The organism is Nocardia amamiensis NBRC 102102 (assembly GCF_001612745.1).
GTDB classification, from domain to species: Bacteria; Actinomycetota; Actinomycetes; order Mycobacteriales; family Mycobacteriaceae; genus Nocardia; species Nocardia amamiensis.
In genome coordinates this window covers 64,948-88,562 of the sequence record NZ_BDBA01000002.1, presented here as the reverse complement: position 1 = coordinate 88,562, position 23,615 = coordinate 64,948, and the positions used below count along the sequence as shown (strand labels likewise).

General features: G+C 65.2%; 22 protein-coding genes. 21 read left to right on the top strand and 1 reads right to left on the bottom strand.

What is annotated here, in order from left to right; all coding sequences use genetic code 11:
• Positions 1–6 precede the first annotated feature (6 nt).
• The 17 genes from NA4_RS00670 to NA4_RS00590 all read left to right on the top strand — a co-directional run bounded on the left by NA4_RS00670 (position 7) and on the right by NA4_RS00590 (position 18,555).
• Positions 7–1,164: a DegT/DnrJ/EryC1/StrS family aminotransferase gene (locus tag NA4_RS00670; RefSeq protein WP_067462168.1), complete on the top strand. Its 1,158-nt coding sequence runs from the start codon at positions 7–9 to the stop codon at positions 1,162–1,164.
• Positions 1,161–2,159 carry a methyltransferase gene (locus tag NA4_RS00665; RefSeq protein WP_067462166.1) on the top strand — a complete coding sequence of 333 codons (999 nt, stop codon included), beginning with the start codon at positions 1,161–1,163 and terminating at the stop codon, positions 2,157–2,159. Before NA4_RS00670 ends, NA4_RS00665 begins: the two co-directional genes overlap by 4 nt.
• 26 nt (positions 2,160–2,185) lie before the next feature.
• Complete coding sequence (locus NA4_RS00660) at positions 2,186–3,103, top strand: aromatic prenyltransferase (protein ID WP_084496655.1); 918 nt, start codon at positions 2,186–2,188, stop codon at positions 3,101–3,103.
• 89 nt (positions 3,104–3,192) lie between these two features.
• Positions 3,193–3,657 (top strand): TetR/AcrR family transcriptional regulator, encoded by a 465-nt coding sequence (locus tag NA4_RS00655; RefSeq protein ID WP_067462163.1) that lies wholly within the window; start codon positions 3,193–3,195, stop codon positions 3,655–3,657.
• 190 nt (positions 3,658–3,847) lie between these two features.
• Entirely contained in the window at positions 3,848–5,983 is a 2,136-nt protein-coding gene (locus NA4_RS00650) for an MMPL family transporter (protein WP_067462159.1), read from the top strand.
• A 134-nt stretch (positions 5,984–6,117) separates the two neighbouring features.
• Complete coding sequence (locus NA4_RS00645) at positions 6,118–7,779, top strand: AMP-binding protein (protein ID WP_067462156.1); 1,662 nt, start codon at positions 6,118–6,120, stop codon at positions 7,777–7,779.
• Positions 7,776–8,945 (top strand): acyl-CoA dehydrogenase family protein, encoded by a 1,170-nt coding sequence (locus NA4_RS00640; RefSeq protein WP_067462277.1) that lies wholly within the window; start codon positions 7,776–7,778, stop codon positions 8,943–8,945. The genes NA4_RS00645 and NA4_RS00640 overlap by 4 nt, the downstream gene beginning before the upstream one ends.
• Entirely contained in the window at positions 8,942–10,069 is a 1,128-nt protein-coding gene (locus NA4_RS00635; RefSeq protein ID WP_067462152.1) for an SDR family oxidoreductase, read from the top strand. The genes NA4_RS00640 and NA4_RS00635 overlap by 4 nt, the downstream gene beginning before the upstream one ends.
• A complete protein-coding gene (locus NA4_RS00630) occupies positions 10,066–11,064 on the top strand; it encodes an NAD-dependent epimerase/dehydratase family protein (RefSeq protein ID WP_067462149.1) in 999 nt (332 codons plus the stop codon). Before NA4_RS00635 ends, NA4_RS00630 begins: the two co-directional genes overlap by 4 nt.
• Positions 11,057–12,547, top strand: coding sequence for a PEP-utilizing enzyme (locus tag NA4_RS00625; RefSeq protein WP_067462145.1), 1,491 nt, complete (start codon positions 11,057–11,059; stop codon positions 12,545–12,547). The genes NA4_RS00630 and NA4_RS00625 overlap by 8 nt, the downstream gene beginning before the upstream one ends.
• On the top strand, positions 12,540–12,797 hold the full coding sequence (locus NA4_RS00620) for an acyl carrier protein (protein ID WP_067462143.1): 258 nt from the start codon (positions 12,540–12,542) through the stop codon (positions 12,795–12,797). The genes NA4_RS00625 and NA4_RS00620 overlap by 8 nt, the downstream gene beginning before the upstream one ends.
• A gap of 9 nt (positions 12,798–12,806) precedes the next feature.
• The gene (locus NA4_RS00615) at positions 12,807–13,400 is read left to right on the top strand and encodes a hypothetical protein (protein ID WP_067462140.1); all 594 of its coding nucleotides are present in this window, start codon (positions 12,807–12,809) and stop codon (positions 13,398–13,400) included.
• A gap of 11 nt (positions 13,401–13,411) precedes the next feature.
• Positions 13,412–14,449, top strand: a complete 1,038-nt coding sequence (locus tag NA4_RS00610; RefSeq protein WP_067462137.1) for a PEP-utilizing enzyme — start codon at positions 13,412–13,414, stop codon at positions 14,447–14,449.
• Positions 14,446–15,207: a maleylpyruvate isomerase family mycothiol-dependent enzyme gene (locus tag NA4_RS00605; RefSeq protein ID WP_084496648.1), complete on the top strand. Its 762-nt coding sequence runs from the start codon at positions 14,446–14,448 to the stop codon at positions 15,205–15,207. Before NA4_RS00610 ends, NA4_RS00605 begins: the two co-directional genes overlap by 4 nt.
• 32 nt (positions 15,208–15,239) lie before the next feature.
• Complete coding sequence (gene wrbA / locus NA4_RS00600) at positions 15,240–15,851, top strand: NAD(P)H:quinone oxidoreductase (RefSeq protein WP_067462131.1); 612 nt, start codon at positions 15,240–15,242, stop codon at positions 15,849–15,851.
• Between the two features lie 36 nt (positions 15,852–15,887).
• Positions 15,888–17,468 carry a class I adenylate-forming enzyme family protein gene (locus NA4_RS00595; protein ID WP_067462128.1) on the top strand — a complete coding sequence of 527 codons (1,581 nt, stop codon included), beginning with the start codon at positions 15,888–15,890 and terminating at the stop codon, positions 17,466–17,468.
• Complete coding sequence (locus NA4_RS00590) at positions 17,425–18,555, top strand: methyltransferase (protein ID WP_218022223.1); 1,131 nt, start codon at positions 17,425–17,427, stop codon at positions 18,553–18,555. The genes NA4_RS00595 and NA4_RS00590 overlap by 44 nt, the downstream gene beginning before the upstream one ends.
• 33 nt (positions 18,556–18,588) lie before the next feature.
• On the opposite strand, the gene NA4_RS00585 is transcribed toward NA4_RS00590, so the two are convergent.
• A complete protein-coding gene (locus NA4_RS00585) occupies positions 18,589–19,509 on the bottom strand; it encodes a hypothetical protein (protein ID WP_067462125.1) in 921 nt (306 codons plus the stop codon).
• Between the two features lie 219 nt (positions 19,510–19,728).
• On the opposite strand from NA4_RS00585, the gene NA4_RS00580 reads away from it, so the two are divergent.
• The 4 genes from NA4_RS00580 to NA4_RS00565 all read left to right on the top strand — a co-directional run bounded on the left by NA4_RS00580 (position 19,729) and on the right by NA4_RS00565 (position 23,602).
• Positions 19,729–20,640 (top strand): alpha/beta hydrolase, encoded by a 912-nt coding sequence (locus tag NA4_RS00580; protein WP_373862746.1) that lies wholly within the window; start codon positions 19,729–19,731, stop codon positions 20,638–20,640.
• A gap of 515 nt (positions 20,641–21,155) precedes the next feature.
• Complete coding sequence (locus NA4_RS00575; protein ID WP_218022222.1) at positions 21,156–22,235, top strand: amidohydrolase family protein; 1,080 nt, start codon at positions 21,156–21,158, stop codon at positions 22,233–22,235.
• Between the two features lie 115 nt (positions 22,236–22,350).
• On the top strand, positions 22,351–23,049 hold the full coding sequence (locus tag NA4_RS00570) for a class I SAM-dependent methyltransferase (protein ID WP_157128723.1): 699 nt from the start codon (positions 22,351–22,353) through the stop codon (positions 23,047–23,049).
• Positions 23,036–23,602: a TetR/AcrR family transcriptional regulator gene (locus tag NA4_RS00565; RefSeq protein WP_067462119.1), complete on the top strand. Its 567-nt coding sequence runs from the start codon at positions 23,036–23,038 to the stop codon at positions 23,600–23,602. Before NA4_RS00570 ends, NA4_RS00565 begins: the two co-directional genes overlap by 14 nt.
• Positions 23,603–23,615: the final 13 nt, after the last annotated feature.

Here is a 23,615-nt window from a genome sequence, read left to right as displayed (position 1 = left end):
ATCACGATGGGCTCCATTCCCCTGGTGCGCGCAAGTCTGGGTGAGCGGGAATTGGCTGCCGTCGCCGAGGTCTTCGCCTCGGGCTGGCCGGCCGGACAGGGTCCGCGGGGGAAAGCGCTCGAGGTCGAGCTGGTCGAACGCTACGGAGTCGGTGGCGCGGTCGCATTGAGCAGCTGCGGCGCGGCACTACACCTCGCCTTGCTTGCGCTCGGTGTCGAACCGGGTGACGAGGTGATTGTTGCCGATTACACGTTCCCGGCTCCAGCCCACGCGGTGCGCTACGTCGACGCGGTCCCGGTCTTCGCCGACGTGCGTTCCGATACCGGCACCGTCGACCCACAGGCGGTAGCGGATCTCGTCGGTCCACGAACGGTGGGTGTGATCGCGGTGGACACGGTCGGTCTCCCCGCCGACTACTCGGAGCTGAGGTCGATCGCGGACCGCTGTGATCTGTTTCTGATCGAGGACGCCGCATGTGCCGTAGGTGCGACCTACCAGGGGACACCGGCTGGTGCCCTGGCACCGGTGTCCTGCCTGTCCTTCCACGGGCGCAAGGGAATCACCAGCGGCGAGGGCGGGGCCCTGCTCACGGCCGATCCGGCGCTCGCCGACGACGTGCGGCTGCGGTCGTCATTCGGTATCGGAAGCATCTTCGCGGATGCGCAGGTCGTTGGCTTGCCGATCCCGGAATTCACCGAGGTCGGCTACAACTACAAGCTGTCCGACATCGCCGCAGCGATCCTGCAGGTACAGCTCACGCGAATGGGCGAGCTGCTGGATCGTCGGCGCGCCGTCGCAGCGAGCTATGCGGAACTGTTCGCCGACGACGAACTCCTCACCGTTGCGCATGTGCCGCCCGACCGCACCCACGCATGGCAGTCCTACCTGGTGACGTTGGATCCGCGTGTCGACCGTGCGGGTGTCGCGGCCGATCTGCGAGCTCAGGGCATCGGCTGCGGGCACGGTGCGTGGGCGTGCCACCTGCAGCCGGTGTACGAGCCGAAGCAGCCGTGCCCGGTCTCGGCCGACCTCTTCCAACGCAACCTCGCCATCCCCATGCACGCCGAGCTCAGCGACGGCCAGGTCGAACGAGTTGCGGGGGCGCTGCGAGCCGCGATCCGAACCCACGCACGCTCATACGGAACACGAGAGGGGGCGGCATGACCGAGATCCTTCCGACTCCGGATCGGATCATGCAGCTGATCAACGGCTACTGGGCCACCGGCATCGTCGGTGCTTCGGCGAGCCACTCGCTGTTCACCCACCTCGAAGACGGTGCGGACACTGCCGACGAGCTCGCCGTCCGCGCAGGGATCTCCCAGCGGGGGGCGCGAACCCTCCTCGACGGGCTGGTCAGCCTCGGCCTGGTCGAGCTACACGACGGCCGCTACCGCAACACCGCAGAAGCGGCCACGTTCCTGGTCGACGGCACACCCGCCTGCTTGAGCAGATTCGCCACACTCAAGCTGACCCAGATGGGCACCTTGGCGACTCTGCCCGACGTCGTGCGCGCGGGAGGGCCGATGGCGAATCCGGTGGTGGAGGTGGCCGACAATCCGCACTGGGCGGAGGTTGTCCCGGCCATCGCCGCGCAGTCTGTGCCGGTGGTAACGGTCGCCGCCGACCTGTTGCAGCTGGCAACTGCCGGCGAGATCTCCATCCTCGACGTGGGCGGCGGTTCGGGCATCTACTCGGCGATTTGGCTCGAGCGCAACCCTGCGGCGCGCTCGACTCAACTCGACTGGGCACCGGTGAACGCAATCGCCGGCCGACTGCTCGCCGAGCGAGGCGTGGCAGACCGGTTCACCTGCATCGACGGTGACTTCCATACCACCGACTTCGGCGCCGACATGTACGACGTCGCGGTGTACTCCCACATCGCGCACCAGGAAGGACCGGAGGAGAACGTCGCGATCTTCGCGAAGCTCAGGGCGGCACTCAAACCCGGTGGCACATTGGTCATCTGCGACTTCGTCGTTGATGACGACCGCAGCGGCCCGCCCTTCGCCCTGATGTTCGGCGCGGAAATGCTGCTCAAGAGCCGGCAAGGCGGGACCTGGCGGCGGGCCGATTACCACACTTGGCTCGGCAAGGCCGGCTTCGACGACGTTGCATTCCACCCGACACCATCGCCCGCAACGTTGGTTTTCGCCCGGTAGTTACAATTCAAACCCTTGGAGGCAAAATGCCTGATACCGACAGAGCGGCTGAGATCTTGTCGGTCGTCGAGGAAACGGCTCGGTCACTGGGTGTGGCCTGCTCATCCGACAAGGTTTCGCCGGTTCTTGCCGCGTACCGAGACGTACTCGCGGAATCCATGGTCGTCCTCGGCATTGACGCAGACGAGCCACGCAGCGGTGAGATCGAAATTACCTTCAGCGTGCCCCCGAGCGATGTCGATCCATACGACCTTGCGGTGTTGAACGGATTCATTGCGGAGACCGGCCATCCCGCCGCGACGCTGCTCTCGGAAATCCGAGATCGATGTGCAATCACCGCTTACGGTGTCGACTGTGGAGTAATTCGCGGTTTCCGGAAATCCTATGTCGGGTTTCCGCTGGATAATTGGCAGGCACTTGCCACGCTGTCCGGCCTGCCGTCCATCCCACCCGGTTTGGCCGCGAATGCCGAGGTTCTCGCGGGCTACGGCCTGGATGAGAACGTCTCGATGCTCGCGATCGACTACCGGGCCAGGACGATCAATGTGTACTTCGGCGGGCTGCCCGACGGCATTCTGCAGCCGGAGACGGTCTCATCGATGCTTCGTGAACTCGGGCTTCCGGAACCGAGTGAGCAAATGATGGAGTTCGTCCAAAAATCCTTCTCGATATATCCGACCTTCAGCTGGGATACTCCGGAGGTCCAGCGGATATGCTTTTCGGCCGTAACTCCGGAGCCGATACCACTTCCGACACCGGCCGGGCCGGTGGTCAGCCGATTTCTGAAGGATGCGCCGTACTCGTACGCCGGCAAGCGGATCATTGTTTACGGTGGCGTAGTCTCATCCAGTGGCGAGAATTACAAACTCGGCTGGTATTTTCAGGAGCCGCATCCGACGTGGCGGAAATTGGAAGTGTTCGACGCTATCGAGGACAGCGCATAGCGCAAGTCGGCACAGTTACTTTTCGATCATCATGATGACCTTTGAATTACCGAGTCCCTGCTCGGGCGGGGCTGATAGATGGAGGGAAAATGTCCACAGGAGCCGATAGGGAAGGGCCGGACGCCCTGACCGCATACGGGGAGGCGCTGGCCGCGGCCGCGGTCGGGTCGGACAACGGGGAACGAAAGCAGTTGGGCGAGAACCTCATCCGTACCTTCCTGCAGTTCTGGGACGATCCCCAGGTGCGGCCGGCGCTCCTCGAGCGGTATCGAGCCGCGTTCACCAGCGACGCGGGTGCGACGCAGATGCGAGAGTTCATGTCCTCTACGGTGTTTGCGCAGGCGGTCGGGAAGATGGCGGATCCGCCCAAGACCATCGAGGAAACGGCGAAGCTGCTCGGGGTGCCGCCGCTGCACCTCAACGCGGCAGTGTCGCAGGTGATGGGCGTGATCATGCTGCGCTACATTGTGCAGGTGGAGCCGATTGCCTCGGCAGCGCCCGATGAGATCCTCGGCGTCATCGCGCCAACTATCCAGCGTTACCTGGTCGGCTAGCCGGGAAGGAGGGTCGCTTCGGCCCTTCTTCCTTCGCCGCCTGACCACCACCGTAACCCGACACTGCACTCCCATCAAAGGCGAGAGCCCGCGTCCTGACAGACGGCGTGACAGGCACCGAATGCGTATGTCACGCTTTGTGATGTCGGTGATCGGACGCGATCCGCTGTAGTTCACGACGGAGGAATCGATGAGTCTTTCGACGTTCGACGCGACCGGTGCCCTTGGCCGACTCGCGCAAATCCCCACTGGCAGAAGGTCCAAGTGGGTCGTTGTTATCGCATGGATCATCGCGCTGGTCGCCATCGGCGGATTGGCTTCCGAGTTGAAAGGCGCCCAGACGAACGACGCGGTCGAGTGGTTGCCCGGCAGCGCGGAATCAACCCGCGCCTTCGAAGCCTCGCAAAAGTTCCTCGATGCGGACGAATCGTCCGCCGTCCTCGTCTACGAACGTCCGAGCGGCATCACACCCGCCGACGTGTCGGCAGCCGAGGCCGACGTCGCAGCGCTCGGGAAGAGCGAGCACGTCATCGCGGAAAAGGTTGTCGGGCCGGTGCCATCGAAGGATGGACAGGCGCTACAGGTCTTGCTTCCGATACACACGGCCGGCGGTGCCTGGCCGGACATCGCGAAAATCGTGGACGAGCTCAAGGAGCAATTGCCTCCTCGGACCGACGGCCTTGCGTTCCACATCACGGGCCCCGTCGGGTATGCGGCGGGCTACGGCTGGGCGTTCGGTGCTATCGACGGTGTCCTGGTCTTGGCAGCGGCCGCTGTCGTCATCGTTGTCCTGTTGATCAGTTACGGTCCCGTGCTGTGGTTGTTGCCGCTCATCGCAGCGATATTCGGCTTGGTGGTCGCGCAAGGCGCCGTGTACTTGGCGACCAAGGCTGACGTGACGGTCACCGCGATGGGTGCGTCTGCGCTGATGGTGCTCGTATTCGGCGCGGGCACGGACTATGCGTTGCTGCTGGTGGCGCGCTATCGCGAGGAACTGCGACGGCATGAGGACCGCCATGAGGCGATGGCGATCGCGCTGCAGCGGGCCGCTCCAGCGATCATGGCAAGCGCGGCGACGGTCGTGGTGGGGATGCTCGCTTTCCTCGCCGCCGACATGAACTCGACCAAAGGGCTGGGACCGGTTTGCGCTATCGGCGTTGTGGTCTCGTTCGCCGTGATGATCACATTGCTGCCCGCGCTGCTGGTGATTGCTGGTCGAGGGGTCTTCTGGCCACGTCACCCTGCGGTTGGATCCATCGAACCGAGCGAAACCGGGATCTGGAAACGCATCGGCAACGCGGTCGCGACTCGGCCGCGGGCAGTATGGATCGGCACAGTCGCGGTACTGCTCGTGGCGGCAGCCGGAGTGATCGGCTTCACAGCGGACGGAATCGCGACCAGGGACTCGTTCGTCGGCGATGCCGACGCAGTGGCCGGCGAGGAGATTCTCGGTCGGCACTTCGACATCGGCGCCGGCAACCCGTTCTTCATCGTCGGCTCTGCCGACCACGTGGCGGCAGTCCAGTCCGCATTGACGAGCGTCGATCGCATCGGACCCGTCAAAAGTCCGGTGGTGAAGGACGGGCAGTTCTACATCGAAGGCACACTCGCCGATCCTCCCGACAGTAAGGCCGCGGAGGACACGGTCGACCGCACCCGTGCTGCGGTGCATGCGATCGACGGTGCCGAAGCGAAGGTCGGTGGAAATACGGCCGTCACGCTCGATACCGAGCGTGCCCAGGTGCGAGACAACAAGGTGATCGTGCCGTTGGTGCTCGTCATGATCATGTTGATCTTGATGCTCCTGCTGCGCGCGGTGCTGGCGCCCGTCTTGCTGATGGCAACGGTCGTGCTGTCGTTCTTCGCGGCGCTCGGTCTGAGCCGGTGGCTGTTCGAGTTGTTCGGATTCAACGGCGCCGATCCCTCACTGCCGCTGCTCGGCTTCGTCTTCCTCGTCGCACTCGGCGTCGACTACAACATCTTCCTGATGTCCAGGGTGCGCGAAGAAGCATCGCACCACGGAACACGCCGCGCGGCGCTGATCGCGCTGGCCTCGACCGGAAATGTGATCACCTCGGCCGGCCTGGTGCTGGCCGGTACATTCGCAGTGCTCGCAACGTTGTCCATTGTGTTCATGGCCGAGATCGGCGTACTCGTGGCCGTCGGCTTGCTGCTCGACGCGCTGATCGTGCGCTCGATCCTCGTGACGGCACTGAACCTGGACATCGGTCCGACGATCTGGTGGCCGAGCGCTCTTGCTCAGCGGCCGGAGAAGTCACCGCTCGCCGAGGAGGAACCTCCTCGCGAGCTTGCTCGGACGGACTGAGCCACTCGGCAGGCGGAACCTCCGCAAGCCACACCGAGACCGAGGATTGCCTGTCGGCAACCCTCGGTCTCTTCGTTTTCGCAGCCGGCCTGGTCCCCGGTCTGAGTATCAGCACTACCGAATCGGAGGGACAAATGACTCTGACAGCATGGATCGACCATCCCGCACCAGACCGCGGATTGAGCTTTTGGCGCGACGCGCAGTGGCAGCGGCACAGCTACGCTGAGCTGGCCGCCGGTGTCCGCAGCAAGGCCACCGAATTCCGCGAGGCGGGGGTGCGGCCGGGCGAAGTCGTGCCGATCGTGCTCGGGCAGAGCGCGGATTTCATCCTGAGCTTCTTCGGGCTGATCTGGATGGGTGCGGTGCCGACGGTACTGCCAGGACCGAAGGCGCTGTCGGGGACGAGCGGATACGCGCCCTTCGTTGCGGGCATCGCCGGAATCAGCGGCGTGCGGCACTTCGCATCCGAGCAGCGCTATCGCGAAACCCTCACCGCCGCTTTCGATTCCTCCGGTCGGAAGGTGCGTCCCCTCGAGTTGGGATGGAGTTCGTGCGTCGAGTCGGGCCAGCAGTACCACGACGGTCCCGTGATCATGCAATTCACCTCGGGATCGCGCGGAAATCCGAAGGGGCTGTGCATTACTCGCGAAAACATCGAGGCGAATCTGGCGATGATTCGCGAATGGGCGGGCTTCGGCGATCAGTTCGGTGTGTCCTGGCTTCCGCTGTATCACGACATGGGCCTGATCGGCGGCATGCTGACGCCGGTCACGACGCAGGCCGAAGCGAAGCTGATGTCGCCCGGCGACTTCGTGCGCGACCCGCTCATCTGGCTGCGCGAGTACGGGCACAAGCGGTACGAGGTCATGGTCATGCCCAACTTCGGGTTCGAATGGGTCGTACGGCGGGTCCAGCCGCAGGAAGTGCAGGACTGCGATTTTTCGGCTATTCGTTCGGTGATCAGCGGGGCCGAGCGTGTGCAACTGGATACGCTCTCGCAGTTCGGCGCGCTGCTGCAGCCGGGCGGCTTCAAGTTCACCGCACTCACGCCGGCCTACGGGCTGGCCGAGGGTACGCTCGCAGTGACCGGGGTGCGGCCGGGACAGCGCGCGTTGGCGGTCGACCTCGGGCAGACCATCGCGCCATTCGGACGACGTGTCGCGATCCTGAATGAGACCGAAATCGATGGCACCCAATCGATTCGGTCCGGATGGATGGTCAGCTGCGGCATGCCGCTGCGAGGGCTGGAGCTGTCGATCCGTGACGAGGATCAGCAGGAGCTGCCCGAATGTGTCGTTGGCGAGATCTGGGTGCGGGGCGCATCGGTGGCGCGGAGCTATTCGACCGAGAACGGCGTGATCGATACCGACCGGGTGGGCGACTGGCTGCGTACCGGCGACAGCGGATTCGTCTACAACACTGAGCTCTACGTGGTGGGCCGAATCGGTGATTCGATCAAGGTCCGCGGCGAGGCGGTCCACATGGAGGATCTCGAGGGACAGCTGGTCGATGTGTTGCAGCCCAGCCTGTTTCGCCGATCATGCGTCGTGGGTTCGAACTCGATCGAAGGGCCCGCCGTCATTATCGCGACGGAGTTCGCCCTCGAACCGGCAGAGCGTGCCGAAATTCAGCGCATTCTGTCCGGAATCCTCAGCGATACAACGAAAGTGGAATGGCTGCAACTGAAGCCGAATGATCTGCCGATGACAACAAGCGGGAAACCTCGACGTCGCGAGATATGGCGGCGCCACCAGGCGGGCGCCACGGTGACGACTGCGGCCGGGGGACGGATATGAGGTATGCGGGGACCGTCGGCGACTCCGAGCGGGCGCGCCTGGACAAGATCATCGGCGCTGCCGTCGATCGCTACGGCGCCGAGGCGGAGCGATCAGGCATCTTCCCGCGCGGACTCGTCGAGGAGCTGGCGGCGGAGGGCCTTTTCCGGCAGCGGTGGCCGCAGGAGTCGACGGTCGGCGATCCAATCCTGGGACTGCTGATCGCCGAGCGCGTTGCGTACCAGGGCCTGTTCGGTATCTCGGTGGGCCTGAGCCTGCAATTGGAAACCTGTGCCTCGGCGCTGCGGCGATTCGGCGCGAACGCCGAGCACGAGCGGCTGTTGAACGGCGTGCTCGACGGCACGACGATCGGCGCGTTCGGCGCGTCGGAGCCCGTGGGCGGATCCGATCTGCTCGGGATCGAAACCCTGATCACGCCACTCGGCGACGGTCGCATCAGGGTGCGCGGCGAGAAGAAGTACTTGTCGTTGGGCGAGGTGTGCGACTTCGCAGTCGTGCTCGGCAAGTACGTGGTCGAGGAGAACCGGCCGCCCTTGCTGACGACGGTGACCGTGCCGTCGGCCGCGATCACCACGATGAAGCGGCATACCAAGGCGGGCACCGCCTGCCTGGACACGTCGTGGGTCCGAATCGATGCGGAGGTGGGTGACGAGGCGATCCTCGGCCGGATCGGCGGCGGACTGGCGGTGGCTTCGTGGGCGTTGATGCACGAGCGGCTGTCCGTCGTCGCCCAGCTGGTCGGCGGCTGCAATTACACCCTGGGATTGGCGGTGTCGCATGCGCGCAGACGCCGGCAGTTCGGCACGCCGCTGATCGATCACCAGGCGTTGCGGTTGCGGCTGGCCGAGCTGGCGGCCCAGGTGCGGATGGCGGAGTTCGCGGTCTACGCGGCGGGGGAGCGGCTGGCCGCCGGAAGCGGTTGTGGCGCACGCGATGTCGCGGGGCTCAAGGTGACAACCGCCCGGCTCGGTGAGCGAGTCATGAGCGACTGCATGCATGTCTTCGGCGGCTCGGGCTATCTCGAGGACGAGACCCCGCTGAGCAGGCTGTGGCGCGACGCCCGCCTGGCCCGGCTCGGCGGGGGCAGCGACGAGATGATGCTGGAGATGGTCGCCGGCGGCCTGCGGGGCGAGGATCGCTACGACTCCGACGTGAGGGTGTCATGACCATCCTCGTGGCCGGCCTCAGCGGACAACTCGGGCACGCGCTGGTCGACCACGTTCCGGCGCAGACGGTCGGTCTCGTGCGCCGTTCGACCGGGACCACTCGGCTGCGGCGGCGGATCGAATCCCATTCGCGGGATATCGAATTGGTCGATGGCGACATCACCGCACGCGACTGGGGACTCGACCGCGCAGCGCTCGAGCGGCTTGCCGAGAAGGTGACCTGTGTCGTCAACTGCGCTGGGAGCACGGATTGGCAGGGCACTGCGGAGTCGCTGCAGGTGAGCAACGTTGTCGGTGCGGTGTACGGGGTCGGATTCGCCGCGCGGCTCGCTGAAATCTCCGGCCGCCCGGTGCCGTACCTGCAGACCTCGACGGCGTATGTGGCCGGGTCGGCGGTGGGCGTCGTGCCCGAGACCCGGCTCGGCGCCGGTGGTGATCGTACGCGATACGAGCATTTCAAGTGGATGGGCGAACAAGCCGTGCTGCGCCGGGCGGCCGAGCTGGGCGTGCCACTGTTGCTGGCCCGTCTGCCTGCCCTGCTCGGCGACTCGCGGACGGGTGAGACCCTGTACAAGAACTCGCTGTACCTGTTGTCTGAGCGCTGGAACGACCTCCCGTTGGGGCTGCTGCCCGCGATGAAGAACGCGCGCGTGGACTGCGTGCCGCGTGACACCGCGGCAAAGGTGCTGATCGCCCTTGCGGACGGCCTTGCAACACAGTCAGTTTCGGATGTCGAGATCGTGCACATCACCAACGGCGCTCAGGCGCCCGCGCTGCGTGCCCTGGTGGAGGCGGCCCGCATGATCGACCAGCACGCCTTCGGCAAGTGGGTGCGCATAGTTGCGGCCGGCCGCGACCACGTCGTCAACGTGTCGGCCCTCGGCGAGCGCTTCGGCCGCCTGAGCGCCAAATGGCAGAACACGCTGATCGGGCTGCGATACATCGGCCTGGACCGCTCGTTCGACCGGGTCAACCTGCTCACGGTGCTCAGCGCGCTCGACAAATCGGCAGTGGCACCGTCGATCTCGCTGGAAACAGCGGCACGGCTGACTTTCGGCCTGCATCCCGCTCGCGAGTCGATCGTCTCACCGAAACATCGTTCGCTTGTGAGGTTCGAAGCATGAAAGTGGCTGTCTTCGGCGGCAGTGGCTATCTCGGCGAACTCGTCGCCGAGCGGTGCGACTCCCGCGGACACCAGGTTGTCGCGCTGTCCCGCAATCCGGGGATGGGAACCTGGGAGCACCGGCGGTGTGATCTCACCGCGCCGGGCCTCGGAATGGACGAGAATACGCGCGCGGTGATCACCGAAAGTGACGTGTGTGTCTTTGCCGCCGGTAGCGTTTCGTGGCAGGCGACCAGCACCGAAAGCCTGCAGATTCACGATCGGGGCATCGCGGCCCTGCTACGGCTGGTGGAGTCCGCGAAGCGGCCGCCGCGAATCGTGCACGTGTCCTCGATCCTGGCCCTCGGCGAGCCGGACAAACCGGTGACCAGCGACCAGCTCTACGTCGGGCAGCGTTTCCGAAACTGGTATGAATACGGCAAATATGTGGCCGAACATCGTGTGCGGCATTCGAATACGCAGCACAACATCGTGCGGTTCGGGCCGCTGCTCGGTCTGGGATACGACCGCACGGTGCCGTCCACCAGCGACGGCCTGCCCGCGATCTTTCCGCTGGTGTTGGCCGGCTATCCGCTCCCGATCACAGACGGCGGTCGCTATCCCTGCTATGTCGGCGACGTGCTCGGTGCCGCGGAGCTGGTCGCTGACATGGTGGAGTGGACAGCGCACGGCCGCACCATCACCTGGTTCGATCCGGAGAATCCGAGCCTGCTCGAGATCCTGAGCCGGGTCTGTCGCCCGTTCGGCAAGTATCCCCGCATTCTGAAGGCGGATGTGAAACGCGCCGAGTGGTTGTTGCGAATGGCCATGCGCCGCATCGGGACCGCCCCCAACCTCGCCGACTACGCGCACCCCTGGATCGAGGTCTCTTGCGGTGCGGACCTGCCAAACGCGGGGGCCGCGCGCTGTCGCAAGGACTACATCCAGGCCATGAGTGCCGCCATGGCGGGCCAGGTGTGGCCCGCCCCGATCGAGGCGAGGTATACCCATGCGTGAACCCAAGAGGCTCGGCGTGGTCGGCCCGCTCGACACCGATCCGCATCCGGTGTTCCGCACCTACTCCGCCGGAAACTTCGGCGAGGTTGCCCCCGAACGGTTGTCCCCGTTCTCCTGGTCGCTCGTCGGCCCGCCGATGGAGGCGGCGACCCGTCGGATGACGACCAAGATGTGGGGTGAGCGGGCGTGGATATCGGGGGAATTCTTCACCTTCCTCGGATACATCAAATGCCGCCCTTACCACAATTATTCGGCCTATGGACAGATCGCGGCCTCGGTACCGGGAATCGAGGCGGACGATGTCGGCCAGGCGTATTTCGAGGGCGTGCCCGCACCGGAACCGTACGACGCTCTGGCCGAGAATCCACTGATCAAGGCGAAGGGCGTCGTGACGATTGCGCGGGAGGTCGCGCTGGCGGTCGTCCGCATCCGCAATCTCGAGGAGTGCCTCTTCGAGCTCGAGGCGCGGGCCTGCGAGGCGGGATTCGACGTACGATTGCTGGCGAGCGAGGCGATATCGCTGCTGAAATCGTGCTGGTACGAGCATATTCTGTCGACTACGGCACTGGTGCCGTTGACCAGATATCAGGAAAAGATCCTGAAGCGGGTCTGCGACGAGCCGGAGGACATCGTCGCATTGCTGACCCGGCCCGACGAACTGGTGTGGAAGCGGCTGCACCGGCTGACCACCACCGGTGACCTGAACTCCGCCGACTTCCTGAATCATCCGTTCTACGAGGTCGCGCATCGACACCCACTGTGGGCGAAGTATTCCCACCGGCTTCAGGTCGAGTCCGACGGCACCGAGGCGTTCGAATCGTTTCTGGCACCGGCGGATGCGATTGCCGGGATGTACAAGGGCGTTCGATATCGGGTGATCGCGGGTGTCACGAAGACCGTCGCCGAGACGATGGCGTGTCGCGAGCATTCGAAATCGATAGTGATCCGGGTGCTGCACGTCTTCCGCACGCTCGGTCCGGCTTTGGCGGCGGCGCAGTCGATTCCGGACGATCTGTGGCCGTTCCTCACCGTGCAGGAGCTGGTGAACGCGCCGCGTGGCGACCTGCGCGAAATCGTGCAGGACCGGGTCACGCTGTGCGAGGAAGCCCTTGCCGTGGTCCTGCCGGAGAATATCGAGATCCTGCCCGACGGTGCGATTGTCGAGCCGATCGCGGCCGCAGTGCGGGTGCAGCCGCGCGGTGTCTCGGGCGGCAGCGCGAGCGGAATCGCGGTTCGGCCGGAGGAAGACGTCCCTGACGAGGAATTCATCATCGTCTGCGAGGCCGCCGACGCGGATGTCGTTCCGCTGCTGAGATTTGCCTCGGGGGTGGTCAGCCGGCGGGGCAGCGCGATGTCGCATCTGGCCATTTTGTGCCGGGAATACGGCATACCCTGCGTCGTCGGTGCGGATATCGACAGTATCCCGTCCGGAGCCGTCATCGCCATCAACGGCGGGACAGGAAAGGTGAAGAATCATGAGTGAAACCAAGGTGAGTGTCGCGGATATCGCTGAGGCGTTTGCCACGGCGACCAACATCGCGCGGGATCTGCGGCCCGACGATTCGTTCGCGAAGGATCTCGGTATCGATTCTGTCGCGAGCATCGAAATGATGTGCCTGCTGGAGAGCCGATTCGGGGTGCGCCTGATCGACAACCCGAGGATCGTGGGCGTCGAAAAGGTCCAGCAGCTGATCGACCTGATCAATGAATTGCGCACCGGCCGTGTGGCGTAGGAGTCGAGAATGTTCGATACGAAGGTGGCCGAGGCGTTGCACGTCATTCGCTTCCGGTCCGGGGTGAGCGTCGAAGAACTGGCCGATCTGGTCGGTGTGCCGGACGACGATGCCCGGGCGCTGGTCGATGGGTTCCGCAAGGCCGGGTATGTGCGGTCGGTGCGGGGGAATTTCATCGTTACGGCCGACGGTGTTGCCGCCGACGACGCGGCCGTACACCAGTGGCGGGACCGGGCGCCGCGAGCGGATCTGGATTTGGTCGAGGAATTCGATCGCCATTTCCTGAGCACCAACGAGATCGTGAAGGCGGCTATCTCGAACTGGCAGGCCAATCGCAGCGAGGAACTCGTGCGCGAGGTGGCCGCCCAATTGCGCAGCGCGGTAGTCGCTCTCGCCTTCCCCGCGGACGGCGACGGCGATGTCGCACGGCTGTTGGAGACGTATCGGCAACGGCTGACGAAGCTGGTCGAACGCGCCGAAGGCGGTAATCCATCGGCGCTGTCGGGGATTCGGGCCGAATCGTTCCACTCGGTCTGGATGGAGCTGCACGCCGAATTGCTGCAACTGAACGGCCGCGTGCGCACGGACGCGGATGGCTACTGACAGGAATCGAAGTGAACGAGATTCGCGCAATCGATACGATCGCCGAATCGTCGCTGCCGCTCGCCGAGATCGCGGCGGAATTCGGAGGCAAGGCGGCGGGGCTGGTTCGGCTGCGACGCTCGGGGTTTGCGACTCCGCCGACGTGGTTCGTGTCGCCGTCCGTCGCAGTGGAGGCGATCGATGGTGCCGGGCTCGACCCGGACGTGGCTCGGTGGGCGGTTCGTTCGTCCGGCGCCGGTGAGGACGGTAAACGGCGGTCCTTCGCCGGGTTGTTCTCGTCGGAGTTGGCTGTCGAACCGACCGCCGTGCCCGCGGCGGTGGCTCGCGTTCGTGCTTCAGGGACGAACCCGCGGCTGCGAGCTGGATATCACGTCGTCGATCCTGGGCCGATACCGGTTGTACTGCAGCCTTTCCTGGATGCCGCGCTGGCCGGGGTGTGGATCGGCGACGGTGCGGGTGGCGGAGTTCTGGAATGGTCGTCGTCGGGGACCGATGCTGTCGTCGCGGGGACCGTCACGCCCTACCGGGAGGTTTGGCGGACGGGAGAACCCGCGAGCGGCAATCCACTTCATGCGGAGGGGCACCAGGTCGGTGCTCGTTGTCTGCTTGTGGAGCAGGCCGTCGGTGCGGCGTGCGATCTGGAGTTCTGTGTGCACGCCGGGCAGCTGGTCTGGTTGCAGTGCCGGCCTGTGACGGCTCGGATTCCGGTGGGCGTATCCGGCGATGCCAAGGGCGATGTCGTGGTGAGTGGATTCGCGGCAGCCGGGGGAGTCAGCACCGGACGGCCGCGGGTGATGCTGTCGCCGGAGGATGAGGCCTGGGAGCACGGCGATATTCTCGTCGTTCGCTTCACGTCGATCGACTGGGTGCCGCTCATGACCGAGGCGTCGGCGATCGTCACCGATATCGGCGGTGTGCTGAGCCATGCGGCGATCATCGCGCGGGAGCTCGGAATTCCCTGTGTGACAGGCACGGAAACAGGCACACAGAAGCTGGGCTCCCTGGAGCGGGTCACCGTGGACGGTGACGCCGGTAAGGTACGGCGTTGATTCCGCATCGGCAGCGCTTGGATGTTCTGCGTCGCGAGGTCCAGCTCTTCCAAGACACGTGCGCGGAGCTGGGATATCACGATCTGGGCGTGGAAACCCGATGTCCCGGCTGGACTGTGCGCGATCAGGTCGCCCACCTTGCGGATACGGATGAAGTTGCAGCCGACACCGTGCGCGAGGGGCCGCGTGCGTTCGCTCGCGTGGTCCACGAGTTCCCGACTCCTGAGGCTTTCACCAGAGCGGGCTGCGATCGAGGCAAGGATATGACGCTGGCCGAACTTCGCGAGTGGTCGGTGGCGGCATCGCAGTCGTGCGTGGCCGCGCTATCTGATTGCATCGGAACCGAGCGCGTGCGTTGGGGGTTCGGTATGCAGGCGACGCATCTGGTGATGGGCCGCATCATGGAGTACTGGACCCATCACAGCGATATCCGGACGGCGCTGGGAACGAGCGGAAGCGGGTCGGTCGAGGGCGCGATTTGTGTCGCCGAATTGTCCTTGTATTCCGTGCGATACGCGCTGGCGAAGGCGCGCGTCACGGTCGAGCGGTGGCCGGACGTGCGGCTGATTCTGGTCGACGAAGATTCCGGGCGGGTCCATTCACTGGGCAAGAGCGACGCTTCGGAACTGGTGTCGGGGTCGCTGCAGAGCTGGGCGCTGCTTGCCGCCGGTCGCCGAAACCCTCTGCTGGAGCGGTCATTCGACTTCGAAGGTGAGTACGCCCGCCTGTTCATCCAGATCGCGCGAGCGTACTTGTAACAGCTCGCAACCCACGAAGAAAGGAAACCCTCATGGAACCTGTGAATGCCGCAATCATCTATTACAGCGCCACCGGCAACGTATACGGCCTGGCGCGAGCCGCTGCCGAGGGCGCGGAGAAGGCCGGAGCCCGCGTGCGACTGCGCAAGGTCGCCGAGCCGGCAACGTCGGCGGCAATCGAGGCAAACCCTGCCTGGGGCAAACACATCCAGGACACCGCCGATGTCGCCGAGGCGACCATCGACGACCTCGGGTGGGCGGACGCGGTGTTGTTCGGTACCCCGACCCGCTTCGGCACGCCGGCGAGCGCGCTCACGAAGTTCATCGAGGGCGCGGGTGCGCTGTGGCGGCAGGGCACAATCGCCAACAAGGTGTGCTCGGCCTTCACCTCCAGCGGCACCGCCCATGGCGGGCAGGAGTCCACGCTGCTGGCGCTGGGGAACGTGTTCTATCACTGGGGTGGCATCATTGTGCCTCCCGGTTACACCGATCCCGTCCAGTTCGAGACGGGCAATCCGTACGGCACCTCCCACGCGGCCTTCGGTGGCTCACCCAGCGAGGCGACCCTGCGAGCGGCGCATCACCAAGCCCGCCGCGTCGTCGACATCGCGGCGGCACTCAAGACTGGACGTGCCGCCGCCTGAACGGGTTGGCGGCACATCGACGAGGAGATATGTCGAATGAACGGTTTCACGATCTGGCGATCGATACGCCGGCGAGGTCTGTTTCTCGGCACAGTGCCGGAAACGGCTGCTGCGCGGAAGAGTTCGACGCCGCTCACGCTTGATCACGATCTCGATGTCCTTCCCGAGGCGGGGCGGCGACTGACTGTGGCCGAGCTCGCCGACCACGTGGACGACCTCGCGGGCCGGCTCTGGTCGGCCGGGATTCGACCAGGCCGGCACATCGCGATCCACAAGGCCGCCAACTTCGATGTGTGGGTGCTCGCGACCGCTGCCGCACGCATCGGAGCGGTTCCGGTGATGCTGTCGCCCGCCATCGATGGCGTCACCGTCGGTGCCCTGCTGCGCCGACTGGACCAGCCGGCCCTGCTCACCGACCTGCACAAGCTCGACGCACTTGCCGACGTGCCGGTGATGGACCTCGCGCAGCCGGTGATCACCGTGTCCGGAGACAGGCCGGGTGCCGTATCGCTCGCCGGACTCGCCGGGGCTCCCCGAGTCGAGCCGGTGTCCCGGCCGCAGGACGAGCCCGCGCTGATCACCCACACATCCGGCACGACCGGCCTGCCCAAGCTGGTCGTGCATACTCCACGGAGCATGGCCGCCCGGCTCGCGCCGCAATGGCGGTTGCTGTCGCTGATGAGGAAGCGCGAGACCGTCGCGATCCACATCTCCTTCGTCCATTCGCGGATGTTCGCAGCGATGGCTCTGGCGCTGCTCAAAGAGCTGCCGGTCCTGCTCATGAAGGAGTCCGATCCTGACCAGGTCGCCGCGTTCTTTGTCGAGCACCGGCCAGGATTCATCGAGGCTCTACCCAATTCGTTGATGGACTGGGAATGCCTCACCGAGGACCCGCGTAAGCCATTCGCATCGGTGAAGTACTTCAGCAGCACATTCGACGCGATCCATCCCAGAACGATGAGTCGCCTCGTCAATTCGTCCGAGCGCCGAGGGGCGCTGTACTTCCAGATCTACGGGCAGAGCGAGGTTGGGCCAGCAGTCGGGCGAGCCTATTTCCGCAAGACCGCTCACCGAGTGGAGGGGCGGTGCGTTGGTTGGGCAATGCCAGGCTGCGCGAAGGTCCGGGTGGTGAGCCGGGACGGCTCACGGCCGTCCGAGACGAACCCCGGCTTCATCGAGGTTGCGTGGGATGGCCTCGCGAAAACCTATCTTGCCGAGCAGGATCGGTACGACGCGAACCGATTCGGCGACTGGTGGCGGACCGGGGACGTCGGATACCGCACCCGGCGTGGGTGCCTGCACCTGTTCGACCGGGAGGTAGACATGATCCCGGGCGTGCGCAGTGCTCTCGAGGTCGAGGATGTCTTGTTGAGCAGGCTGGAAGAGTTGAGCGAACTCGTCGTTGTGCGAGGGCGGAAGTCCGAGGCGGTCCCGGTGATCTGCACGCACGACGACCGGCCGGTGGACCAGGGTCGCTGGCGCAAGGCCGTCGCCGATTTCCCTCAGCTGGCCGACCCGATCCAGATACCGCAGGCAGAGCTACCTCGAACCGCCACGCTGAAGGTGCAGCGAATTGCGCTGGCGCGTCGGTTCGGGGAACAGCCCACTACCAACTGAAATGAGGATCGCCACAATGACACCGGAACAAACACTCGCTCGATTTCGCGAATACATGGTGGGACCGACTCGGTTTATGACCCTGTTGTCCTGCTTCGAGCTCGGCATTATCGATAGTCTCCGAGACAGCCCGGGGATCACCGCGGCCGAGCTCGGCGAAGCCGTCGGCGCCAAACCGGATGCGGTCGAACAACTTCTGCATCTTCTGGTCAAGGAGGGTTTCGTTGCGCACGACGAAGGTTCGGGCGCCTACTCCCTCGATGCACTTGCGGGCGTCGCCGAGGCCGATCTGCAGCGAGCGCTCACCTACATGAACATGATCAAGGTTGTCACGCTGAGGCAGTTGTACTATCTCGCCGACAGCGTGCGGAGCGGAACGCTCGTCGGCCTGAAAGAGCTCTATGGATCAGACGGAACGTTGTACGGTGCCGTGGCCGAGCACGAGGATCTGCGCGAGTCCTGGGCAACGTTGATGGACGCCGTCACCGCCCGTATCGATCCCTGGTTCTTCGAAAACGTAGACATACCATCCGGCGCGCAGGTACTCGACCTGGCTGGAAACACTGGCGTCGGGGCGATTCACGCCTACCGGCTGAAGACCTCGCCCGGGCTTCGGGTGACCACTTTCGACCTGCCCGAGAAGGAAAGTGAGTGCCTGGAGAACTTCCGGACTCATGGAGTGGACGAACACTGTTCGTTCATCGGCGGTGACGTTTTCGATGGCGTCCCGAAGGGCTTCGACACCATACTCATCAAGCATTTCTTGGATATGTTCGACAAGGACGATGTGCTCGAGATCCTCGAGGGTGTCAACAGCTCGCTGGAGGTCGGTGGTCAGGTCCACATCATGGTGCCCGTCTACCCTGAGAACATCAAAGATTCGGACAATTACAACGCCGACTTCTTCCCGGCCTTCTTCCTCGGCTGCACGATGGGCCAGGGCGGCCCGCAGAAGCTGTCCACGTACCGAAGTTGGCTCGAGGAATGTGGGTTCGATGTCACCAAGGCGATGACCAGGGGCTCCGCCGACCTTCCGCCGGACGTCATTCCCGTGCCGGCCATCCTCTCGGCGACAAAGGTCGCGTGAAGGGCGAGTCAGCGCCCTGAGCATGGATCGGTGCTAGGGGTGGGACCGGAAATGCCGTCCGCGGCGGATGTGTTCGGCGGTGGCGTCGAGTCCGGCGGCGTCCAGGTATGCCTCGGTGGAGATCTCGAGCAGCCGCCGCCAACGGTCCACCCGAGCCTGCCAATCGATCAAGGGCTCGGCGGGCCGTTCTTCGGTGCCCGGCGGTGTCGCCGAAGGCAGGGTGTGGGTGGCGGCGGGGGCGGCCTCCATGGTGCCGAGTTGGTGCCGGCAGTACTCGGGGTCGTATACCTCGGCCCGCAGCTCCGCGGCGGCGGCCCGCAGCGCCCACAGCCGCTCTCGCAGGTTCTCGTCGACACCAGCACCAGCACCGTCGCTGACGGTGTCCGGGCGGTGTTCCACGTCGAGGCCGGGAGGGGGCGGGAGCGGGTCGGGGTGGCTGTTGTTGCCGTCGTCGGGGTGGCGAACGCGTTCGATGCGGAGACGTGCGTCGTCCACGGCTATCTGGCCCAGTAGGACCGCGGCGTCGGCGACCTCGTCCTCCGTGACCGGCCGATGGAGCAGGCGGCCGGTCAGGATCGCCACGGCATTGTCGTGAGCGTCGAAAACGGTGGTGGTGACCAGGACGGGCGGAACGGGGTCGGGCTGGCCGTCGACGCGGGCGTCCAGCACCGCGTCTCGGTGGTACTCGACCACCTCGTCACATACGTCGGCGAACACCGCCGCAGCCACGGCGGTGTGGCTGCGGTGGGCACCCGCGGTGTAGGCGTCCTCGGCGTCGAACCGGCCCTCGCCGCGCAAGGCCGGTCGTTGCTGCCCGGCAGCGTCGGCTACGGTCGTCGTCCACCGGTAATCCACCGGTTCCGCACTATCTGCCTGCGCTCCAGTAGAACTGGTGCTCGTCTCCAGCATCAATGGCTCCAACGATTCCTCGGCGCTGTCCCTGCCGACAGTCACCCATGGTGGCATGCGGCCGCCAACTGGCCTTCCCGATGGTGGGCGGGGGTCGCGGACTCGCAGGAAGTAGTCTGACCTGAGCGACAACCGAATTCGTGTCTCTTCGGTGAATTACCGGGGAAGTAGGAGGTGTGCGGGGTGGCTGCGGCAGCGCTATCTGGGAACCAGCGGGTGCGTGGTTGGTTGAGGAAGACCGGTGCTGTCATTGCAACAGCTGCGCTGGTGTCGGGCATCGGTGGGGCGGTAGCCAGCGCCGCACCGATCGCCGCGCCGGTATTGCGGGCACCAGCAGGTGGTTACCAGGAGCTCTCGGTGCCCTCCAGCATGGGGCCGATCACAGTGCAGGTGCAGTGGGCGGCCCGGGGTGGGAGTGCGGCCCTCTACGTGCTAGATGGTCTGCGTGCGCCGGGTGATCACAACCAGTGGACGAGTGATACCGACGTGCTGCGCCAGTTCGCAAGGGACAACGTCACGTTGGTGTTCCCGGTCGGTGGTCGCTCGAGCTTCTACACCGACTGGTACCGGCCGAGTGGTACGAACCGCCAAGCGACGACGTACAAGTGGGAGACCTTCCTCACCAGAGAGCTGCCCAACTTCCTGGCAGGGTACGGCGTGTCGCGAACCAACAACGCCATCGTCGGGGCCTCCATGGGAGGCAACGCCGCTCTGACGCTGGCCGGGCACCATCGCGACCAGTTCAAGTTCGCCGGATCCTTCTCGGGATTCGTGCACCCGACGTTCCCGCTCTGGAATGAGGCGATGCGCGCTGCCATGTGGGACGAGGGCAACTTCAATGTGGACGACATGTGGGGCACGGCCGGTGATCCCGCCTGGAATCGGAACGATGCCACCGTGCAGGCCGAATTGTTGCGCGGACTGCCGATATACGTCTCGACGGGTAATGGCGCGCCTGGTCCGCTCGACGTGCCGTACGGGGCCGGCAACACGGTGAACGCGATGAGCCTGGAGGCGATGACGATGGCCGCCGCCCAGATGTTCCGTGATCGAGTCGCGGCGCTGGGCATCGCCGCGCGCATCGACTTCGTCAACGGGACGCACACCTGGCCCTACTGGCAGCAAGCGCTCGCGACGGCGCGTCCGATGGTCCTCGACGCGCTGCGCGCACACTGACGCAGCTGTCCTGGGATCGACATATAGATTCCCGAGGACGAGGGTGGCGCTGAATCCGAACTGTACATGCCACCGCTGCACATATCGTGCCGCTCGGTCGCCGCGAGTGAAGCAGTGTGGTTTGCCGTTGTCCCGCGGCTGTCGCGGGTGAGGATCCGGGTGTTGTAGACGCCGAGGAGGGCGGGCAGCAGGGCGATGGCGACGGCATGGAGAGGCAACCATGATGTGGCGGCGATGGCGAGGCCGTCGAGAAACCGTTGTCACAACCGCATTGCCGGTATAGCGGTGCTGACGATCGCGCCCGCGAACACCACGGCGCGCCCGGCGGTGCCCATTGCAGTGGCGACCCGCGTCCGCCGGAGTGGCCCGCAGCCGGAAAACCCCCAACACCGCAGGCTTGCTCATCAGGGAACCCATATGTGAACTAACAAGTATCTCGACTCCACGATTCTATGGTCGATTTAGATACGGTAACGTACCTTGCGAGTGCAATACCGACCAGAGGGAGTTGAGTGATGGGATCGGTGTCGCGACGCCGGGCGTTGAGCATCAGTGCCGCCATTGCCGAGGTGGTGGCTTGCGGATTCGGTGCGACCGGTGCCGATGTGATGGCACGCGATCGCGGCGAGGACGACTCTGGTGACCGGCGGGTGGATGTCCACCATCACTTCACGCCGCCGCAGTGGCTGGATTGGGCGGAGGCGCGGGGATTGGTGATCCGTGGGGTATTGCCATGGTGGACGCGGTGGGACCTCGATTCCGCGCTGCGGGCAATGGATTCGGCGGGCATCGAGACGGCCGTGGTGACGGCCGCGACACCAGTACCGCGCTATGCGGACACCGGCCAGCACCGGGAGAGCCTGATCGTGGCCTACGCAGCCATGGTCGACGTGGTCGCTCGAGCGCCGGGCCGGTTCGCCTTCTTCGCACCTCTGCCGCTGGACGACCTCGAGCTGGCCTCATGGTCGGCCCGATATGGACGCGACGCCGGAGCTGTCGGCATGAACGCCATGACCCACAACTCCACCGGGGTCTACCTCGGCGATCCGGTATTCGACTCGTTGCTCGCCGAACTCGACAGCGGCCCCACGGTGATCAACCTGCACCCCACCGAGCTGCCGGGCAGCTCACCACTCGCCCCAGCGCTGCCCGGCGTTCCGAGCTTCCTGTGTGACTATCCGCTCGACATCACGCGCGCCGCCGTCAACATGACGGTGCACCGCACGCTGGATCGTTTTCCGAACCTGTCGTTCATCCTGCCGCACGGCGGCGGTTTCCTGCCTTACATCACCAGCCGGTTCGGCTCCAGCGGCGGCTATCTGGTTCCCGCGGTCGAGCCCGAGCGGGTCGAGGACTATCTGCGCCGCTTCTACTACGACACGGCAGCGCCGATGTCGCCCGCCTCCACCCCGACGCTGCTGGCCGTTACCGACCCGGCGCGCATCCTCTATGGCAGCGACTGGCCCGCCGCCAACACCGATCTCGTCGCCGCGGCCGCATCCGCCCTCGATGCCGACTCCGCACTGACGATCGGTCATAGACTAGATATCAACCGGCACAACGCATTTCGCCTGTTCCCTCAGTTGCGATCCTGACCTGAGGAAGAGGACGACAATGGACACCCCCGATATCTTCCCGCCCACCGCAGCGGCAGTCGAACGCGGAGCGCGCACGTACAACCCGGCGCTGCTCGCTTGCTACGACACCCTCGTGCTCGGCCTCGTCTGCCGATTCGTCTGGCGCGCTCCGCGTAGCCACATGCGGGAAATCTACGAGCGGAACGTGAGCGCGCGGCATCTCGAACTCGGCCCTGGGACCGGGTATTTCCTGCGCCGCTCGTTGCGGCCGGGCCTGTCGACGCGGCTGGTGCTTGCCGACCTTAATCCTTCCGTGCTCACGCACTGTGCGTACCGGCTGGCATCCCACCGGCCCGAAACCTATCGGCTTGACGTATTGCGCCCGTTCGGCATCGAGCCACCACTCTTCGAGTCCGTCGGCGCGAATTTTCTCTTTCATTGCGTGCCGGGCAATTTCGCCACCAAAGCGGTAGTTTTCGATCACGCCGCCGCCGTCGCCGCGCCCGGGTGCCGGATCTTCGGCAGCACGATCCTGGGCCGCCAGGCTCGACACACTCCGGCCGCGCGCATGATGTCGGGCTGGTTCAACCGCACGGGATTGTTCTCCAACACCGAGGACACGATCGAAGACATCGAGACAGAACTCGCCCTCCGGTTCGTCGATTACCGGCTGACCACCCGCGGGTCGGTGGCGTTCTTCGAGGCACGATATACACAGGACTCGTCGACAACGACGTGGCGACACACAGAGGAGGACAGGAGCGGTGACAGCCGGAGCACCGGAAGGCACTCGCCGCCGCAACAAGGAAGCTCTGCGCATGGCGGTCTTTGAAGCCGTGATCGCAGCGCTGGTCGACAGCGGGTACGGTGGGCTGACCATCGATGGTGTGGCCGCCCGTGCCCGCATCAGCAAAACCTCCGTGTACCGCTACTGGCCGAGCAAGGAAGAACTCGTCCTCGACACGATCCGCGGATATCTGCCTCCGATCCAGGACGCGCCCTACAGTGGCAGTATCCGCGAGGATTTCCTTCAGATGCTGCGCAACACCTCGGCTCTGGCCGCGAGCCCCACCGGAATCGCGATCGCCGGACTCCTCACCGAAGCGCACCGCCATCCCGCCCTCGTCCGAGCGGTGTTCGAGCAGATCATCGAACCACGCCAGCGCAGCATGCTGGAATCTCTGCACCGCGCAGCCATTCGCGGTGAGATCTCACCGGGCGCCGTCACCCTCCTCCCGATCCAAGTCGCTGTCGGCGTCGTCAACATCCACCAACTGCAATTCGGCGCACCTCCGAGCGACGACGAACTGATCCAGATCGTGGACCACGCCGTCCTGCCCATCCTTGGCCTGACCCCTGACCGGTCACGACCCGACATCGCATAACGTGTCCACGGCG